The 18,388-nt window shown below is 38.2% G+C and carries 16 protein-coding genes; 7 read left to right on the top strand and 9 right to left on the bottom strand.

What is annotated here, in order from left to right:
• Positions 1–52: 52 nt before the first annotated feature.
• Positions 53–1,165: an agmatine deiminase family protein gene (locus tag BQ5338_RS09795; RefSeq protein ID WP_071146602.1), complete on the top strand. Its 1,113-nt coding sequence runs from the start codon at positions 53–55 to the stop codon at positions 1,163–1,165.
• A 27-nt stretch (positions 1,166–1,192) separates the two neighbouring features.
• On the top strand, positions 1,193–2,080 hold the full coding sequence (locus BQ5338_RS09800) for a carbon-nitrogen hydrolase (protein ID WP_071146603.1): 888 nt from the start codon (positions 1,193–1,195) through the stop codon (positions 2,078–2,080).
• Positions 2,081–2,188: 108 nt separating this feature from the next.
• Here BQ5338_RS09800 and proS read toward each other — a convergent pair whose 3' ends face one another.
• The 3 genes from proS to BQ5338_RS09815 all read right to left on the bottom strand — a co-directional run bounded on the left by proS (position 2,189) and on the right by BQ5338_RS09815 (position 5,577).
• Positions 2,189–3,670: a proline--tRNA ligase gene (gene proS, locus BQ5338_RS09805; RefSeq protein ID WP_071146604.1), complete on the bottom strand. Its 1,482-nt coding sequence runs from the start codon at positions 3,668–3,670 to the stop codon at positions 2,189–2,191.
• 237 nt (positions 3,671–3,907) lie between these two features.
• Positions 3,908–4,282 (bottom strand): YccF domain-containing protein, encoded by a 375-nt coding sequence (locus BQ5338_RS09810; RefSeq protein ID WP_071146605.1) that lies wholly within the window; start codon positions 4,280–4,282, stop codon positions 3,908–3,910.
• A gap of 26 nt (positions 4,283–4,308) precedes the next feature.
• Positions 4,309–5,577, bottom strand: coding sequence for a dicarboxylate/amino acid:cation symporter (locus BQ5338_RS09815; RefSeq protein WP_071146606.1), 1,269 nt, complete (start codon positions 5,575–5,577; stop codon positions 4,309–4,311).
• Between the two features lie 695 nt (positions 5,578–6,272).
• On the opposite strand from BQ5338_RS09815, the gene BQ5338_RS09820 reads away from it, so the two are divergent.
• Entirely contained in the window at positions 6,273–7,007 is a 735-nt protein-coding gene (locus BQ5338_RS09820) for a lysophospholipid acyltransferase family protein (RefSeq protein ID WP_071146607.1), read from the top strand.
• A gap of 105 nt (positions 7,008–7,112) precedes the next feature.
• Positions 7,113–8,108, top strand: a complete 996-nt coding sequence (locus BQ5338_RS09825) for an acyl-ACP desaturase (RefSeq protein WP_071146608.1) — start codon at positions 7,113–7,115, stop codon at positions 8,106–8,108.
• Positions 8,109–8,241: 133 nt separating this feature from the next.
• On the opposite strand, the gene BQ5338_RS09830 is transcribed toward BQ5338_RS09825, so the two are convergent.
• Positions 8,242–9,327: an NAD(P)H-dependent flavin oxidoreductase gene (locus tag BQ5338_RS09830; RefSeq protein ID WP_071146609.1), complete on the bottom strand. Its 1,086-nt coding sequence runs from the start codon at positions 9,325–9,327 to the stop codon at positions 8,242–8,244.
• 194 nt (positions 9,328–9,521) lie between these two features.
• Here BQ5338_RS09830 and BQ5338_RS09835 point away from each other — a divergent pair, with 194 nt between their 5' ends.
• On the top strand, positions 9,522–10,154 hold the full coding sequence (locus tag BQ5338_RS09835; RefSeq protein ID WP_071146610.1) for a YiiX/YebB-like N1pC/P60 family cysteine hydrolase: 633 nt from the start codon (positions 9,522–9,524) through the stop codon (positions 10,152–10,154).
• A 242-nt stretch (positions 10,155–10,396) separates the two neighbouring features.
• Here BQ5338_RS09835 and galE read toward each other — a convergent pair whose 3' ends face one another.
• The gene (gene galE, locus BQ5338_RS09840; protein ID WP_071146611.1) at positions 10,397–11,431 is read right to left on the bottom strand and encodes a UDP-glucose 4-epimerase GalE; all 1,035 of its coding nucleotides are present in this window, start codon (positions 11,429–11,431) and stop codon (positions 10,397–10,399) included.
• A 389-nt stretch (positions 11,432–11,820) separates the two neighbouring features.
• On the opposite strand from galE, the gene map reads away from it, so the two are divergent.
• Together map and BQ5338_RS09850 are read left to right on the top strand one after the other, a co-directional pair.
• The gene (map, locus tag BQ5338_RS09845) at positions 11,821–12,675 is read left to right on the top strand and encodes a type I methionyl aminopeptidase (RefSeq protein WP_071146881.1); all 855 of its coding nucleotides are present in this window, start codon (positions 11,821–11,823) and stop codon (positions 12,673–12,675) included.
• A gap of 111 nt (positions 12,676–12,786) precedes the next feature.
• Positions 12,787–14,028, top strand: a complete 1,242-nt coding sequence (locus tag BQ5338_RS09850; protein ID WP_071146612.1) for a DNA recombination protein RmuC — start codon at positions 12,787–12,789, stop codon at positions 14,026–14,028.
• Between the two features lie 123 nt (positions 14,029–14,151).
• On the opposite strand, the gene nhaA is transcribed toward BQ5338_RS09850, so the two are convergent.
• The 4 genes from nhaA to BQ5338_RS09870 all read right to left on the bottom strand — a co-directional run bounded on the left by nhaA (position 14,152) and on the right by BQ5338_RS09870 (position 18,299).
• Positions 14,152–15,495, bottom strand: a complete 1,344-nt coding sequence (nhaA, locus tag BQ5338_RS09855) for a Na+/H+ antiporter NhaA (RefSeq protein ID WP_071146613.1) — start codon at positions 15,493–15,495, stop codon at positions 14,152–14,154.
• A gap of 84 nt (positions 15,496–15,579) precedes the next feature.
• The gene (gene lepA / locus BQ5338_RS09860) at positions 15,580–17,361 is read right to left on the bottom strand and encodes a translation elongation factor 4 (RefSeq protein WP_071146614.1); all 1,782 of its coding nucleotides are present in this window, start codon (positions 17,359–17,361) and stop codon (positions 15,580–15,582) included.
• Between the two features lie 115 nt (positions 17,362–17,476).
• Positions 17,477–17,677 carry a winged helix-turn-helix domain-containing protein gene (locus tag BQ5338_RS09865; RefSeq protein WP_071146882.1) on the bottom strand — a complete coding sequence of 67 codons (201 nt, stop codon included), beginning with the start codon at positions 17,675–17,677 and terminating at the stop codon, positions 17,477–17,479.
• Positions 17,678–17,834: 157 nt separating this feature from the next.
• Entirely contained in the window at positions 17,835–18,299 is a 465-nt protein-coding gene (locus BQ5338_RS09870) for a C-GCAxxG-C-C family protein (protein ID WP_071146615.1), read from the bottom strand.
• Between the last annotated feature and the right edge of the window lie 89 nt (positions 18,300–18,388).

Raw genomic sequence — 18,388 nt, forward strand, 5'->3', positions numbered from 1 at the left:
ATTTGCACGCATAATATATAATCACCTTTTTATTAAATTATTAAATAAGAGAATGGGAATAATAGTTGGATATCCAGGACCAGGAGGCTCCGGATCAGATTTACAGTTGAGTTTTGGCTTAGGACTTAATGAACAAATTGAAATGCGGGCTCCTCACCTTCCTGCCGAATGGCATCCGCAGAGTGGCATTCAACTCACTTGGCCACATGCAGAAACCGACTGGGCTTATATGCTCGATGAAGTACAAGAGTGCTTTATTAAAATTGCCGGTGAAATTGCCAAACGAGAAAAACTACTCATTGTTGCGCCCGAACCTGAAGAGATAAAAGAACAGTTATCAGGCGTTGTCAACATGGATAGTGTAGTCTTCCTTCAGAGTGAAACAAATGACACTTGGGCTAGAGATCATGGAGCTATCAGCTTGATTGATGGCAATTCTCCCGCCTTGCTAGATTTTACTTTTAATGGCTGGGGGTTGAAATTTGCTTCTGATCAGGACAATTTGATCACGCGCAGAGCTGTGAAAGCAGGTTTGTTGAAAGGACGCTATGAAAATCGTCTTAATTTTGTTCTCGAAGGTGGTTCCATTGAGAGCGATGGTATGGGAACAGTGCTGACTACTTCCGAATGCCTACTTTCTCCTAACCGCAACGGACAAATGAATAAGGTGGAGATTGAAGAATATCTTCGGTCGATCTTTCATCTGCAACGAGTGCTTTGGCTTGATCATGGCTATCTGGCAGGTGATGATACAGACAGCCACATAGACACTCTTGCACGTTTTTGCTCTCCTAACACCATTGCGTATGTTAAATGCACAAATACTACTGACGTTCATTACGAAGCTTTGAAAAAGATGGAAGAGCAACTCGAAACATTTCAAACTCTAAGCGGAGAACCATACCGATTACTGGCATTACCAATGGCCGATAAGATAGAATGTGATGGAGAGCGATTACCAGCCACTTATGCAAACTTCCTTATTCTGAATGAAACAATCCTCTATCCTACCTATGCGCAGGTTGAAAATGATAAAAAAGCGATGGCTGTTTTGCTAGAAGCCTTTCCAAACTATGAAATAGTAGGTATAGATTGCCGCGCACTAATTAAACAACATGGTTCTCTACATTGTGTCACCATGCAATATCCTATGGGAGTACTCTAAGAATAAACATTGTAAACTAAAAATGTCATGAGAAAAATAAAAGTAGGACTAATTCAACAGTCCAACTCAGCCGATACTCGCAGCAATCTGATGAATCTGGCGAAGAGCATCCAAACTTGTGCTGCTCAGGGGGCTCAATTGATTGTATTGCAAGAGTTGCATAATTCACTATATTTTTGCCAAACGGAAGATACGAATCTATTCGATTTAGCAGAAACTATCCCAGGTCCTTCTACCGTATTTTACGCTGAACTGGCTGCCGCAAACAAAGTGGTATTAGTCACTTCTCTGTTTGAAAAGCGCGCCCCTGGGTTGTACCATAATACAGCTGTTGTATTCGATAGTGATGGCAGCACAGCCGGGAAGTACCGCAAAATGCATATTCCTGATGACCCAGCTTACTACGAAAAGTTTTATTTTACCCCCGGAGATATAGGATTTGAGCCCATTGAAACCTCTCTTGGCAAGTTAGGCGTATTGGTTTGCTGGGATCAATGGTATCCCGAAGCTGCCCGCCTGATGGCACTTAAAGGTGCTGAACTATTGATTTATCCTACTGCTATTGGCTGGGAAAGTACGGATGCTGAAGAAGAAAAATCTCGCCAACTCAATGCCTGGATTATTTCACAGAGAGCACATGCTGTAGCCAATGGACTGCCTGTGATTTCAGTCAATCGTGTTGGGCATGAACCCGATCCTTCAGGGCAAACTAATGGCATTCAGTTTTGGGGGAATAGCTTTGTAGCAGGTCCGCAAGGAGAATTGCTGGCACAAGCTACTAATGATACAAATGAAAATTTAGTTGTAGAAGTAGATTTAGAACGTTCGGAAAACGTCCGTCGTTGGTGGCCTTTCTTGCGAGACAGACGCATTGATGAGTACGGTGGTCTAACTAAGCGTTTTCTAGATTTTTAAATTATAATCCAATCATAATCAATAAAAAAACAGCACTCTTTAGTGTATTAAGCTCAAATTGTTATGAATAAAGGAGCAGTAATACCACAAAGAGTGCTGAATTTTTATTTAATAAGCTCGGGCAAATATCACACGACAAACAGATGGTTTGCCTGTAACCATACATTTACCGGGAGTTTTATCTCCTTCGAGAGGAATGCAACGAATGGTTGCTTTCGTTTCTTCCTTGATTTTTTCTTCTGTTTCGGGAGTACCGTCCCAGTGAGCCAAGATAAAACCACCCTCTTCTATTTTTTCTTTGAATTCATCGTAACTCTCTACAGTGATTGTACGAGAGGTACGATAATCTAATGCTTTCTTATAAATATTGGCCTGAATTTCTTCCAATAGATTTTGAACATATGTCTCTATTCCTTCACAAGAGATTGTTTCTTTCTCAAGTGTATCTCGGCGCATTACCTCCATCGTATTATTTTCCAAGTCACGTCCACCCATTACTAAGCGTACAGGGACCCCTTTCAACTCATAATCGGCAAATTTGAATCCCGGACGTTTGTTATCTGAGTTGTCGTATTTCACTGAGATTCCAAGTTTTTTAAGGCTACTAACAATGCCGGCTACCTTTTCATTTATCTGTGCCAACTGTTCTTCATTCTTATAAATAGGAACGACAACTACCTGAATAGGCGCCAAATGCGGAGGTAATACCAGCCCGTTATCATCAGAATGAGCCATGATAAGTGCACCAATCAGGCGAGTAGATACTCCCCATGAAGTAGCCCAAACATACTCCATCTTATTTTCTTTGTTCACAAATTGAACATCGAATGCCTTTGCGAAATTTTGTCCCAAGAAGTGAGACGTACCGCTTTGCAATGCCTTTCCATCTTGCATCATTGCTTCAATAGTATAGGTGTCAATTGCTCCGGCAAAACGTTCATTGGCCGACTTTACTCCCTTAATAACAGGTACAGCCATATATTGCTCAGCAAAATCACCATATATATTAAGCATACGTATTGCTTCCTCTTCTGCTTCCTCACGCGTGGCATGGGCAGTATGTCCCTCTTGCCACAAGAACTCAGAAGTACGAAGAAATAGACGCGTACGCATCTCCCACCGCATAACATTAGCCCATTGATTGCATAAGATAGGCAGATCACGATAAGAATTAATCCAGTTCTTATAGGTGTTCCAAATTATTGTCTCTGAAGTTGGGCGAATAATGAGCTCTTCTTCAAGTTTAGCAGCAGGGTCAACAACCACTTCTTTCCCATCTGCCGACATTTTCAGGCGATGATGTGTAACCACAGCACACTCTTTGGCAAAACCTTCCACATGTTCTGCTTCGCGACTAAGAAATGACTTCGGAATCAATAACGGGAAGTAAGCATTCACATGTCCAGTTTCTTTAAACATATCATCCAGTTGACGTTGAATCTTCTCCCAGATAGCATATCCGTAAGGTTTAATCACCATACATCCACGCACAGCAGACTGTTCAGCCAGATCGGCTTTCACTACCAATTCATTGTACCACTGCGAATAATTTTCGCTGCGTTTGGTCAAATCTTTCAGCTCTTTTGCCATTTTATTGCTATTATTTATTTCATTCAAGGGCTCAAAACAACCTTCTATTTAGTCAAGGTACTTTGATTTTATTTTACCCTAATTATTTCAATCTACCAGCACATAAACTTTTTGTTTCAAAAAGAAAGTTCTATAACTTTAAGGCAGCATTGAAACTCATTTTGTGAGTGCAAAAGTAGTAAAAAAGAGAAATCTATGCAATCAAAATGACTATTTTTTGTAGATAATATAAGACTGTTATTTATTAACGACCTCTTTGCCAAAAGGGGTAAGAGCCAAACTTGCCAGTTTAAAATGTTGCAAACCAAAAGGAATTCCTATAACAGTTACGCACAAAATAAAACCGAACACTAAATGAGTAAGACTAATCCAAAACCCTCCTAGAAAGAGCCATAAGATATTCATCAATATGCTAAGGCAACCGCCCGAGTGAGGAACTGTTATTACTTCCTTTCCAAATGGAGAAAGTGCCAAAAAGGCAAGTTTCATTGTTTGTAAACCGAAAGGAATACCGATAATGGTAATCATCATCAAAAGGCTGGAAATTAAATACTCCAAACAAGTAAAAATGCCACCAAGAAGGAGCCATAAAAGATTCATTAGTACATTCATGTCCTGAAAACGAATAATATAATTTATTATTTATCAATAATTGCAGCTACTGTAGCATCACCTGTCACATTAACCGATGTGCGTAACATGTCGAGAGGCCTGTCTACTCCAAGAATCAAAGCCAAACCTTCGGCTGGAATACCCACGGAGGAAAGCACCATAGTAAGTATTACATAACTCCCTCCGGGAATTGCAGGCGTTCCTATAGAAGATATAGTAGTCAGGAGAACAATGGAAATCATTTCCATCCAACCAAGATGAATGCCCATCACCTGAGCTATAAAAACGACAGCAATGGTTTGATAACAACTTGTTCCATCCATATTTATGGTAGTACCCACAGGTAAAACGAAAGATGTTATCTCTTTTGAAATAGCAAGTTCTTTTTCGGCTGTTTCCATATTAAGTGGCAACGTAGCAGCACTCGAGCTAGTGGTGAAAGCTAGTAATTGCACTGGATACATCGCTTTAATAAACTTTCCAACCGGTATTTTGGTAAAAAAATGAACGAGTGAAGGGTAGAAAATAAAAATTAAGATAAACAACCCCAATGCGACTGTACCCGCATACATAACCAATGCTGCGAAGATAGATAAGCCGCCCGAATTATCTACTACCATGGCAGCCATCAAAGCAAACACTCCGTAAGGAGCAAAGCGGATGATATAGTCAACCATAGTTAATATGATGTCATATAGCGAATCGAAAACTTTTAAAACAGGTTTTGTCTTTTCTTTGGGAATGCTAATGGCTGCCACGCCAAAAAAGATTGCGAAAAAAATTACTTGCAACATTTTACCATTGTCGCTTGCAGCATTGACCAAATTATCCGGGATAATATCATCAATAAAGGAGAGAGGCCCTTGCTCTTGGGTCGATTGCGCTGCAGCTTTTTTTTCTTCAACAATACTGTGATAATTCTGCTTCATTTCATTAGCCTTTGCAGTATCCACATAGCTTCCTGGGCGAATAATCAACACCAAAAATAGACCTAAAATGATAGATGATACGGTAGTGACCAAATAAAGCATTATAGCTTTCAGTCCTATCTTCGAGAAACGCCCAATATCTTCCAATCCTGTTACTCCTTTTACTAGTGATACAAAAACTAGTGGCACTGCAACCAGTTGCAACATTTTAATAAATACTTTCCCCCATGGTTTTACCCAAAACTGAATGAAAGTTTCACCACCAATAGATACCGCAATAATGCCAGCTATTATTCCTAGAACCAAGCCTAATAAAATACGTAGATACAATGGTATAGAGAATTTTCTCCTATTTGATATATTCATAGATGTATTTTAATCTTTTGTCTACCTAAAAGCAAATTTAAGCAACAAATATAGCTAATTTTAAGTTAAACACAAGAACATCGATTAAATATATGATAAATAAATAACTCATCATATATGCTTTTTCAAATTGATGAGATAAAAACAGACCTGTCTTATTTAGTTAATTTTTAACTAAATAAAAATATTTAGTTAATGATCTAACATTATAAATTAAACCTTGTTATAATTTCTATGAAGAGACCTCTATTATTTGGAATTATCCCTATAATATGTACTTTTACATAAGTTTTTTTTCATAAGATTAGATTTTAAGATTAACATATAAATAAGCTGCTCGTGAGAGTAGCTTATTTATTTATATAATATAAGCATATATATATTATGATTCAAACCACAAGCATATATTCTTTTGAAGTTGAGATAATAAGTTCTTCTTTTTTTACTGACAAGAACTCATTATATTCAAGTCATAGCTTCAGCACATTAGAAGAATTTATTCGCCTCTTACAGAGGCCCAAATAGTCGATTTAGCCTCTTGATAAATGTTTGAGAAGTAAAATCTTGTGCGATAGCTAGACTCATTTTATTTTGAACAATAAATCTCTTTCAAGTGTTTATTTAAATAAGATTAAAAAATTAAGTAAAATCATCAATATCTCTTTTTTAGAGCAGAATGAATGAAATCTTTGCGCATGAAAAAAATAATATCATACCCACTATCAGCAATTTATTATCTCCTATTTTCTTGTTCATTGCTAATATTTCATCCCATCCAGTGGCTATGCTTCAATTTATTCGGATATAATGCACACAAAAAGAGTGTCGATATTTTGAATTTTTTCTTGGTAGCCAACACCTATATATTGGGAACAACTTATAAAATAGAGAACCTTAATTTGTTACCACAAGGCGTTCCACTGATTATCTCGGCTAATCACCAAAGTTTGTACGATATACCTGCGATTATATGGTTTATGCGTAAAGTTCATCCCAAGTTCATCAGTAAGAAAGAATTAGCAAAAGGCATCCCTAGTATCTCGTATAACCTGAATCATGGAGGATCAGCAGTTATCGACCGTAAAGATCCGAAGCAGAGCCTGCCTGCCATTAAACGAATAGCCGAATATGTTGAATCGAATAAGCGATCAGTGGTCATATTCCCCGAAGGCACTAGAAGTAAAACTGGCATCCCGAGAGCTTTTGCCGAAAATGGATTGAAGATATTATGCAAATATGCACCTTCAGCCTATATGGTTCCGCTAACTATAAATAATTCCTGGAAAATGACAAAATGGGGATCTTTTCCTCTAGGTTTAGGAAATAAACTCACTTTTACAATCCACTCTTCTTTTGCAATAACAGGTATGCCGTTTTCTGAGATTTTTGAAAAAACAGAGAAAACAGTAATAGAAAGAATAAATAGCTAAAAAACCTATTTCATATATTATTAGCCCACAGCTAAAACACCAAGCACGTTTTAGTCATTAGCTGATATTTTTCCAGTAAATCATTCACAATAAAAATTATTCCTAATGCCTATAAAAAATGTCCGTTTAGAAGTGATGCACTTCTTAGAACAGAATATAGATGGTTTCATAAACCAATATTTAATTCCCGTTGAAAAAATATGGCAACCTACTGATTTCTTACCCAATTCGCAGGAAGACACTTTCCTGGAAGACGTAAGAGAGTTACGAGAACTAGCTAAAGAATTACCATATGATTTCTGGGTGGTGTTGGTAGGTGATACAATTACTGAAGAAGCCTTGCCAACCTATGAGTCATGGTTAATGGAAGTAGAAGGAATAGACAATGTAGATGGTGAATCTCGTAATGGTTGGTCTAAGTGGATCAGGCATTGGACAGGAGAAGAAAATCGCCATGGGGATCTACTCAATAAATACCTCTACCTTTCAGGAAGAGTGAATATGAAAGAAGTAGAACGAACAACGCAATACCTCATAAATGACGGCTTTGATATTGGTACAGGACGCGACCCATATAAGAACTTCATTTATACTAGCTTTCAGGAACTAGCTACGTTTGTATCCCACAATGGTATAGCCGAACTGGCAAAAAAAAGTGGCAATGAGAAGTTAACGCGTATTTGCAAACGAATTGCAGGGGACGAAATGAGACACCATCACGCATATAGTGAATTTGTAAGTCGGATTTTTGAAGTGGACCCTAGTGAGATGATGCTTGCCTTCAGTTATATGATGAAACAAAAAATTGTTATGCCTGCTCACTTTCTGAGAGAGTCTGGACAGAAAATTAGTAGTGCTTTCGAACAATTTTCCAATTCAGCTCAACGTATCGGCGTATATACAACCAGTGATTATATTGATATAATGCAAAAATTGATAGAAAAATGGAAAATAGACAAAGTATCAAATCTAACTGATGAAGCTGAGCGTGCCAGAGATTACCTCATGAAACTACCTGCCCGCATGGCAAAAATATCAGAAAGGTTGATTATTCCTCCCGAACCATATATTTTTAAATGGGTGGTACCTGCAACTAAATAATGAGTTGCTTAAGGTATTTTACTAATAATTGAAAAATCTAATTTACTTGTGTTCGGCAAGAATAGCCTAATAAAAAAACAAGCGGGAATCTCTCTGAAAGAAATTCCCGCTTATTTATATATAAATGAAAGCCTTATTTATTCCTAAAGAATAATTCTTTTTCTTTCCACTCTTTCATTAGACCAGATATAGTCTCTTTTACGCTCATAATCTGAGTCGCTCTATAGGCATTGGCCCCTGCAAAGGCGTAGCCATTATTGAAATTACCTTTGAAGGCGCTGTAAAGAGCTAACATGATACAATATGGACTTTTAGAGATGTCACACGTTTTGATGCAATGAAAAGGGCAAGTTTTTGGCTGCTTAATACCTTCTCTAACTTGCTGAATAAAAGAGCTCAAAATAGCACGACCTGGCATACCGACCGGACTCTTAATAATCTCAATATCTATTTCCTTTGCATTAAGATATTGCTCCTTAAAGGCGTAAGAGGCATCACATTCATCGGTAGTAACAAATTTAGTCCCTAGCTGTACGCCCGAAGCTCCAAGTTGCATCATACGGTAAATATCTGCACCTGTATAAATCCCTCCTGCTGCTATAACAGGTATTTTCTTATTGTATTTCTCTTCAAATAAAGATACTTCAGCAACTACTTGAGGCAGAATTGCTTCCAAAGAGAAGCGCTCATCTGTAATCTGATTTTCCTTGAATCCAAGGTGACCGCCTGCCTTAGGACCTTCTACAACAACAGCATCTGGTAAATAGTTATAATGACTCATCCATTTCTCGCAGATAATTCTTACTGCTCGAGCGGAAGACACAATAGGCACAAGCTTTGTAGTACTATCCTTTTCCAAATAACTGGGTAAATCGAGTGGAAGACCTGCTCCACTGAATATAATATCTACTTTCTCTGCAATAGCTATTCTTGCCATGTCGGCAAAGTTTGTCATAGCAACCATTACATTGACTCCAATAATTCCTTTTCCTTTTTTACGCGCTTTTCTAATCTCTTCTTTGAGGCCCAAGATACTAGCTTCAAGAAAATTAGCAGATAGCTTATTGTATAAAAGTCCTAAACCCGCACTGGAAATAACCCCAATACCACCTTCATTGGCTACAGCCGATGCCAAGCCAGATAAAGAGACGCCAACACCCATTCCACCTTGAATAATAGGGATACGAGCCTTTAGATCTCCAATAGTCAATATTTTCATTTATAATATTATTAAATACGGGTGTAAAGGTAGTACATTATAATGCAGAAATAGATAGATGATAGCAATTAAAATAAGTTATAAGATATTCTCGCCTGTACTATTCTGCTTTTGGTATGTAAATTAGTCTCAATTACTCTATATTTGCACCCAAAATCACAATCGTTCATTAAAAAATCAATTCACTACTGCGTATGAAGCTATTATTCATCACCCTCTTTTACTTTCTATATCCGGGAGCAGATCACTTCAAATTACAGAATGGCGATCTAATCTTTCAAGAATCTTGTAATAGTACGATTGGCAATGCCATTAAAAACGTAACATCTGGTGCAGAAAACTATCATTTTACGCATGTAGGCATGATTTATATCAAAGAGAACGATAGCATTTTTGTGATTGAAGCAACTCATCCAAGAGTGAAAATCACTCCTCTATCCGAATATCTATATCCGGCAGATGAAAAGAAGTGCTATCCGAAGTCAGTTGTGGGTAGATTAAAGACAGAATATCAACATTGCATCCCTAAAGCGCTAGAAGAGGCACTGACATTAGTGGGCAAAGAGTATGATTATAGCTATGACTTGAAAAACAACAAATATTATTGTTCAGAATTGATCTATCTTATATTATTGAAAGCTAATAATGGAATTCCGGTGTTCCCTCTCAATGAAATGACCTTTAAATCGAAAAGAACAAAAGAGTTTTTGCCTGAGTGGGTAGATTATTTTAAGAAGCAGGGTATAGCTATCCCTGAAGGGGAGCCAGGCATCAATCCGGGAGCTATGTCAAAAGCAAATGTGATAGAAATTGTGCATTATTACTAATTTTCAGTAGTAAGAAAAGACGGTACCTCGATTCTCATCGCAGTACCGCCACAACACAAACACAAAATAAAACACGACAAAACTACTATGCAATTAACCTGTCTATACCATTAAAGGCATAAGTGACCGTTACTAAATATTCGCATACGTATAATCAGTTCAGGCGACTTGCATGAATAAAACATATCTTAATTCCGTTTTGTTTACTTCACATACGTTAATTAATACTAATAGCGAAAAAATTATTGAATACCTTTCTCCCGTAATTTAAGCTGCCAAGCCCATGCAGAGCGCAAAGTATCTTCTATGGAAGTTTCTGATTTCCAACCAAGTTCGGTGTTAGCATAATCAGGATTTGCCCAAACTTTTTCAATATCTCCTGCACGTCGACCTACAATCTGATAATTGAGTTTCACGCCTGTAGATTGTTCAAATACACTTATCAACTCTAAAACAGAAAGACCACGACCGGTTCCAATGTTAAAGGTCTCTACTTTCGCTTTTTGTTTTTGTTGAAGGATACGGGCGATGGCTACAACATGTGCTTTTGCCAAGTCGACTACATTAATAAAGTCTCTGACGCACGATCCGTCGGGCGTATTGTAATCATCACCAAAGACATTCAGCTTTTCACGAATACCCATGGCTGTTTGAGTGAGATATGGAATAAGATTCTGAGGAACTCCATTGGGCAATTCCCCTAACAAAGCAGTTGGATGAGCTCCTATCGGATTGAAATAGCGTAAAAGGATAGCACTAATGGGAGATCCTGAAGCTATGGTATCGCAAATGATTTCTTCATTGATCTGTTTAGTGTTTCCGTAGGGAGATTCGGCTTTCTTGATAGGAGCTTGCTCGGTGACGGGTAGTTCATCGGGTTGCCCATAAACAGTACATGATGAAGAAAATACGATTCCTCCCACATTATGTTTAGGCATAAGTTCAAGAAGGTTAATGAGTGATAGCAGATTGTTGCGATAGTAAAGTAACGGCTTCTGAACAGATTCGCCTACTGCTTTACTAGCTGCAAAGTGAATAATAGCTTTGATGCCAGCGTATTTGGCGAATAGTGCATCCATACCATTCAGATCTAAGCAATCGAGGTGTTCGAAAGCTGGACGAATGCCAGACACTTTTTCAATGTTATCTACCACATCGGCACCAGAATTAGACAAGTTATCAACTATAATAACTTCGTATCCGCTATTTTGCAGTTCTACCACAGTATGCGAACCGATATAGCCCGTACCACCAGTAACAAGTATTCTTTCTTTCATAATAAATAAATGTATTAATCTTCGTTTATCTTCACCGACGGCAAAGATACATGATTATTTTTTGAATAGCCAGTTTTATATGTATCTATATGCCTATTTTGACAGCATAAACATTCTCTTGTCCTTCAAAATTAGCGCGAAAAATGACCCACTTATTATTAGGCGAAAAATGCACGTTTGGCTCCAAACTATAATTGTGATTTTTCATATTGAGTAATGCAAAGAATTGATATACTGATAATTACTTGACCCTTTATGCTATAAAGTTTAAGAACCAAATAAACAAATAGTTATGCCATAATGTATAATTTTAAATAAATAAGCACTAGCGAAGAGAATAAAACGAAAATAAAGGTTTATTTTTGTCTTAAGAAAGAATAAATAGTATGATGAAGAAAATATTGAAGGGAGGCCGATTTACCCCTGAAAACTATTCGGCAGAGATTGAAGAAAAGATTCAAAAATACAGAAAATTAGGTTATAAACTCCCACCAAGAAGAGTTGTTCGGACTCCTGAGCAAATTGAAGGTATTAGAGAAAGCGCCAAAATAAATACGGGTGTACTCGATTGTGTGGCTGCTAATATCCGTGAGGGTATGTCTACTGCTGAGATTGATAAACTTGTATATGATTTTACGCTAGCTCATGGAGCAATCCCAGCTCCACTAAATTATGAAGGCTTCCCGAAAAGTGTATGTACCTCTATCAACGAAGTGGTTTGCCACGGAATTCCAAGTGAGAAAGAGATTTTGCGCAGCGGAGATATTGTAAATGTAGATGTATCGACTATTCTGAACGGATATTTTTCAGATGCATCGCGCATGTTTATGATTGGAGATGTGAAGCCTGATAATAAGAAATTGGTAGAGATAACCAAAGAGTGTCTAGAAATAGGCATCGCAGCCGCTCAACCTTGGGCCCGCTTAGGAGATGTAGGTGCTGCCATTCAAGAACATGCAGAAAAGAATGGATTCAGTGTTGTGCGTGATCTTTGCGGACATGGCGTTGGAATAGAGTTTCACGAACCGCCAAACGTAGAGCATTTTGGACGTAAGGGTACAGGGTCAATGATTCTTCCGGGTATGACTTTCACCATCGAACCAATGATTAACATGGGAGCATATGATGTATATATTGACCAATCTGATGGATGGACTGTTCTTACCGATGATGGATTGCCTTCTGCACAATGGGAGAAAATGTTGCTCATAACTGAAACCGGCAATGAAATTCTAACTTATTAATAAAGTTCCATATAGATTGAGCCCCCAAGAAGGGCTCTATTTATATTTGATTCTCCTATAACTATACTCCGTTAACTATAAATATATCTTAATTATCCCCTACTCTAGTTTATGGAATTAACCCTGTTAGTGCTGAATACAGCTTTGCTTATTATTTTACTCATCCTTTTATTTACCAAAAACAATAGCAAGCAATCGGATCAATTACAAGCGGCCTTACGCCAGCAAATGCAAGAGAATCGAGAGGAACTTAGTAGAAATATCCGCGAATTACGCATGGAAGTGATGCAAACACTGAATCAAAGTATGCAGCAGTTGCAAGATGCCATGCATAAGAACATGCTCACTACGGGAGAATTGCAACGACAAAAATTTGATGCGATGACCCGGCAGCAGGAAAATCTAATTTTATCGACGGAAAAACGATTGGACGATATGCGGTTGATGGTAGAGGAAAAACTGCAAAAAACATTAAATGAGCGCATCGGTCAATCATTTGAGATAGTACGTACCCAACTCGAGAATGTGCAACGTGGACTGGGTGAAATGAAATCGTTGGCTCAAGATGTTGGTGGATTGAAAAAAGTACTGAGCAATGTGAAAATGCGGGGAACTTTCGGCGAAGTACAATTAGGTGCTTTGCTCGAGCAAATGATGAGTCCGGAGCAATATGATGCTAACGTAAAAACCAAAAAAAATGGAACGGAATTTGTTGAATATGCGATTAAACTTCCCGGCAAAGATGACAATAACAACACAGTATATTTACCTATTGATGCTAAATTCCCAAAAGATATATACGAGCAATATTATGACGCATTTGAAGCGGGTGATGCTGCTTTGATTGAATCTTCGGGTAAGCAGTTGGAAACTACCATAAAAAAAATGGCAAAGGACATTCATGATAAATATATTGATCCTCCTTACACTACTGATTTTGCTATTTTATTTCTTCCCTTTGAAAGCATTTATGCCGAAATCATTCGTCGTACGGCATTAGTCGAATTATTGCAACGGGAATATAAGGTTGTGATAACTGGGCCTACTACTTTGGGTGCAATACTCAACAGTTTGCAAATGGGTTTCCGTACCTTGGCTATTCAGAAGCGCACTAGTGAAGTTTGGACAGTGCTTGGAGCTGTAAAAACAGAGTTTGGTAAGTTTGGCGGTCTACTCGAAAAGGTACAAAAGAATCTTCAGAGTGCCGGCGATCAACTAGAAGAAGTAATGGGTAAACGTACACGAGCCATCGAACGAAAGTTACGACAGGTTCAGGAATTACCACATGAAGAGAGTCAGAAAATCCTTCCATTAGGTGATAATGGCAGTAGCGAGGAGGAGGAAGATGAATAAAAGCAGATTTCCTTTCCAAATATCAACAAATCATTATTAAAAGATTATTGTCCAAGTGCAAAATTATAATTAGCTCATTTATTCTGAACAAGTACTGAATAAACGAGCTAATTAGATTTATTGCTAATGGGTCTTGTGCCGCGGCAACGCAAAATGAAGCACAAGATAGCCGAGTAAACCAGCAATAGCTGTGCCGACAAGTATTCCTAGTTTAGCTTGATTCAGCAACACAGGATGAGTGTCCCCAAACGAAAGATTGGCAATAAATAAAGAAACAGTAAATCCAATGCCACCTAAAAGAGATATTCCAGAGACGCTCTTCCAATCCATTGTACGAGGCATGCTTGCAACTTTTAGTTTCACAGCAATCCATGTGAATGAGAATATTCCAACGAATTTCCCAAATATCAAACCAAAAGCGACTGCTAATGTAACATCACCTATTGACTCAGCATTGCCACTAAACGCTACCCCTGCATTAGCAAAAGCAAATAAGGGGAGGACAATGTAATTTACAGCTATATGCAAGTTATCTTCCATAGATTGCAACGGGCTGATTACGCGATCTGATGCGGATTCTACACGCTTCAATTTAGCTATTTGTTTGTTCGTAAGCACTATATCGTCTTTATCGGATACCGGGAAAAATTTAATAGCACAACGAATACTTTCGATATACTTACCTACATGTAGCTGTGGTCTGGCAGGTACTATGAATGCAAGTATAACTCCTGCAATGGTACTATGAATACCTGATTGGAGAAACATATACCAGACTATAATACCAATAAGCAAAAAGAATGTTTTATTGGTGCTCCCGCGCTTACCAATAAAATAAAGAAGAATAAGCAATAGTGCAGCCCATAACAGATAGTTGATTGCAACATGAGAGCTATAAAAAACAGCAATAACTATAATTCCTCCTATGTCATCGACTACTGCAAAAGCTGTAAGAAATATTTTTAAGCTCAGAGGGACACGTTTTCCTAGCAAACTAAGCACTCCTAGAGAAAAAGCTATATCCGTTGCCATTGGTATAGCAAGGCCTCGACCACCATCAGTGCCGGGAGGGCAGATTAGTATATAAATGAGGACTGGAATTATCATACCACCGCAAGCAGCGATAAAAGGCAAAATTGCTTTTCTAACAGAAGATAATTCGCCTACAAGTAACTCTCGTTTGATCTCAATGCCCACCAGAAAGAAGAATAATGTCATCAATCCATCATTAATAAATTGAAGTACTGTGAGGCTATGTTCACCATGAGAGAAAAGATTAAAATCTCCGATTTGAAGGCTAACTTGTTGCGATAGAAATTCCTGATAAGCCGGAGCTAAAGACGAGTTAGCCATTACAGCTGCAAGGAGTGCAGCTAGAAACAATAAAATGCTTGCCACAATAGTCATGGAAGCAAGATGTTGTATGGTACTTATTTTTTCAAAAATTGTATTCAGAACTTTTTTCATATATTTATTATTTATGAAAAAAGGACAGCATCGCTGAAAGTTCTGCGAACACGGTATTTGCTGTCCTCTCCTCGTTTTTTAATATTAATCGAGTTTCAACACAGCTAAGAAAGCTTTCTGAGGCACCTCAACGTTACCAATTTGCTTCATACGCTTCTTACCTTTTTTCTGTTTTTCAAGCAACTTTCGTTTACGACTGATATCTCCACCATAGCATTTAGCAGTAACATCCTTGCGCACAGCCTTAATCGTTTCACGAGAGATAATTTTGGCACCAATAGCTGCCTGTATGGCAATATCAAATTGCTGACGGGGAATGAGTTCTTTCAACTTCTCACACATACGTTTGCCTAGTTCATAGGCGTTGTCAACATGCGTAAGCGTAGACAATGCATCAACCGGTTCTCCGTTGAGTAGTATATCTAATTTGATTAATTTCGATGGGCGAAAACCATTTGGATGATAATCGAACGAAGCATATCCTTTTGAAATACTTTTCAGTCGATCATAAAAATCAATCACAATTTCACCCAAAGGCATGTTATAATGAATTTCTATACGATTTCCTGAAATATATTCTTGCTTAAGAAGCTCACCACGCTTACCCAGACATAAGCTCATAATCGGGCCAATGTAGTCAGTTGTTGTAATGACCGAAGCTTTTATATAAGGCTCTTCAATGCGATCTATCAATGTCTGATCGGGCATTCCGCCAGGATTATGAACTTCCGTCATCTCTCCTTGCTTATCGTAAATACGATAAGACACGTTAGGCACAGTAGTAATCACATTCATATCAAATTCACGATCCAATCTCTCTTGTACAATTTCCATGTGAAGCAGGCCAAGGAACCCACAACGGAAACCAAAGCCGAGCGCCAAAGAAGATTCAGGCTGAAAAGTCAGTGAAGCATCGTTAAGCTGCAACTTCTCTAGCGAAGCACGCAAATCTTCAAATTCTTCCGCTTCAATCGGATAAACGCCGGCAAATACCATTGGTTTCACTTCTTCAAAACCTGAAATAGCTTTTGCACACGGACGAGCAATATGGGTAACCGTATCTCCTACTTTTACCTCTTTAGAAGTCTTGATACCGGAAATAATATAGCCTACATCTCCCGTACGAAGTTCTTTACGAGGAATCATATCCATCCGAAGCACACCTATTTCATCGGCAGCATATTCCTTACCAGTATTGAAAAATTTAACTTTATCTCCTGTACGAATAACTCCATTAGTTATTTTAAAATAAGCAATAATACCACGAAAGGAATTGAAAACAGAGTCGAAAATCAAAGCTTGCAATGGTGCTTCTTCATCCCCCTTAGGGCAAGGAACACGCTCTATAATAGCAGCCAAGATCTCCTCAACACCCATGCCAGTCTTTCCGGATGCACGAATGATTTCTTCACGTTTGCAGCCAAGTAGCTCCACAATTTCATCTTCTACTTCTTCGGGCATTGCACTTGCCATATCGCATTTATTGATCACCGGAATGATTTCTAAATCATGTTCAATAGCCATATATAAATTTGAAATAGTCTGCGCCTGCACACCTTGTGAAGCATCTACAATGAGCAATGCTCCTTCGCAAGCGGCTATCGAACGAGAAACTTCGTATGAAAAGTCCACGTGTCCCGGAGTATCTATCAGGTTGAGAATATATTTTTCGTCATTATATATATATTCCATCTGGATGGCATGGCTCTTGATGGTGATGCCCCTCTCCCTCTCCAGGTCCATGTCGTCGAGCATCTGTCCGCCGGTTACCAAAATTGTTTTGGTAAACTCTAGCAGTCGGTCGGCCAAAGTTGACTTTCCGTGATCTATGTGAGCTATGATACAAAAGTTACGAATATTCTTCATGTTTGATATATATATATTTGGTGCGCAAAGATACATAAATGGAAGTATAAAAAAAAGTGCGTTGATATATATCATAAATATCAATGCACTTTTTCTACGCCACTTGGAAACAGCTTTAGCTCAGTTTCACAAAAAGTTCGCCTTCAATCTCTGTAGTAGAAATTTTGTCTTCTCTTAACAACCAACCAAGTCCAAGGAAAAGATCCTTGTCTACCAATTTAGTTGCTTTTTTCAGCTCTTTGGCTGTAAGTCCTTCGTTTTCATTAAGTGCATTCCAGATTTTACCTGCAATGACGCCTGCTTTTTCTTTCAACATTGCTTTAGAATTTTTAGTTAGACTCAATTTTTCGATCTGATTGCAGTGATACAATCAGATATTATCTCATCACAAATATAGCTATAATTATGTTACACAACATAATATAAGCGTTTTTTTAATAACAATGTCACAAAAAAAACAGAAAGGAGTTTCACTATTTATTATTTAAAAGATATTCTTCCCAGATCTTTGCTGCTTCCTCTACCATTTTAGAGCAAGGTCTCTTGGCATAGTACTGGTCTGTTCTCTCTTCAGGGACAGAGGTGATCTGGTCCTTCCTTTTCAACCCAAGCAATTCGGCACAGATCAAAGAGCCGTTTCTTTTTTTAAATTCAGCAGCCAACTCCTGCACTAGTGCATAGTTTGCCGCCTTTCCTTCTTTGTCTTTTGCCTCAATGGTTCCTTTCTCTAGTCCGGCTAGAAGAAACATGCCACATGCAGCACCACAGGTTTCACGCATCCGCCCGATTCCTCCACCAAAAGAAGCTGACATACGTAGTGCTTGTTCTTCTGTAAATCCGTACATATCGGCAAACGCTGCCACAACAGACTGAGAGCAATTGTATCCACTTTTGAAAAGTTCATTTGCCCGCTCTACCCGATTTTCTTTTTCGTTCATTATCTTATTCTATATTATTTTAGGTGACAGAAAACCACATTCTCTCTATCACCAAGTTTAATGACTATACAAATAGTTATTTCAATGTT

This window comes from Bacteroides ihuae (genome assembly GCF_900104585.1).
In the GTDB taxonomy this organism is placed as follows: Bacteria; Bacteroidota; Bacteroidia; order Bacteroidales; family Bacteroidaceae; genus Bacteroides; species Bacteroides ihuae.

Excerpts from the sequence above, each read along its gene's own strand:
- BQ5338_RS09795 (WP_071146602.1), top strand. The coding sequence starts at position 53 with ATGGGAATAATAGTTGGATATCCAGGACCAGGAGGCTCCGGATCAGAT.
- BQ5338_RS09800 (WP_071146603.1), top strand. The coding sequence starts at position 1,193 with ATGAGAAAAATAAAAGTAGGACTAATTCAACAGTCCAACTCAGCCGAT.
- proS (WP_071146604.1), bottom strand. The coding sequence starts at position 3,670 with ATGGCAAAAGAGCTGAAAGATTTGACCAAACGCAGCGAAAATTATTCG.
- BQ5338_RS09810 (WP_071146605.1), bottom strand. The coding sequence starts at position 4,282 with ATGAATGTACTAATGAATCTTTTATGGCTCCTTCTTGGTGGCATTTTT.
- BQ5338_RS09815 (WP_071146606.1), bottom strand. The coding sequence starts at position 5,577 with ATGAATATATCAAATAGGAGAAAATTCTCTATACCATTGTATCTACGT.
- BQ5338_RS09820 (WP_071146607.1), top strand. The coding sequence starts at position 6,273 with ATGAAAAAAATAATATCATACCCACTATCAGCAATTTATTATCTCCTA.
- BQ5338_RS09825 (WP_071146608.1), top strand. The coding sequence starts at position 7,113 with ATGCCTATAAAAAATGTCCGTTTAGAAGTGATGCACTTCTTAGAACAG.
- BQ5338_RS09830 (WP_071146609.1), bottom strand. The coding sequence starts at position 9,327 with ATGAAAATATTGACTATTGGAGATCTAAAGGCTCGTATCCCTATTATT.
- BQ5338_RS09835 (WP_071146610.1), top strand. The coding sequence starts at position 9,522 with ATGAAGCTATTATTCATCACCCTCTTTTACTTTCTATATCCGGGAGCA.
- galE (WP_071146611.1), bottom strand. The coding sequence starts at position 11,431 with ATGAAAGAAAGAATACTTGTTACTGGTGGTACGGGCTATATCGGTTCG.
- map (WP_071146881.1), top strand. The coding sequence starts at position 11,821 with ATGAAGAAAATATTGAAGGGAGGCCGATTTACCCCTGAAAACTATTCG.
- BQ5338_RS09850 (WP_071146612.1), top strand. The coding sequence starts at position 12,787 with ATGGAATTAACCCTGTTAGTGCTGAATACAGCTTTGCTTATTATTTTA.
- nhaA (WP_071146613.1), bottom strand. The coding sequence starts at position 15,495 with ATGAAAAAAGTTCTGAATACAATTTTTGAAAAAATAAGTACCATACAA.
- lepA (WP_071146614.1), bottom strand. The coding sequence starts at position 17,361 with ATGAAGAATATTCGTAACTTTTGTATCATAGCTCACATAGATCACGGA.
- BQ5338_RS09865 (WP_071146882.1), bottom strand. The coding sequence starts at position 17,677 with ATGTTGAAAGAAAAAGCAGGCGTCATTGCAGGTAAAATCTGGAATGCA.
- BQ5338_RS09870 (WP_071146615.1), bottom strand. The coding sequence starts at position 18,299 with ATGAACGAAAAAGAAAATCGGGTAGAGCGGGCAAATGAACTTTTCAAA.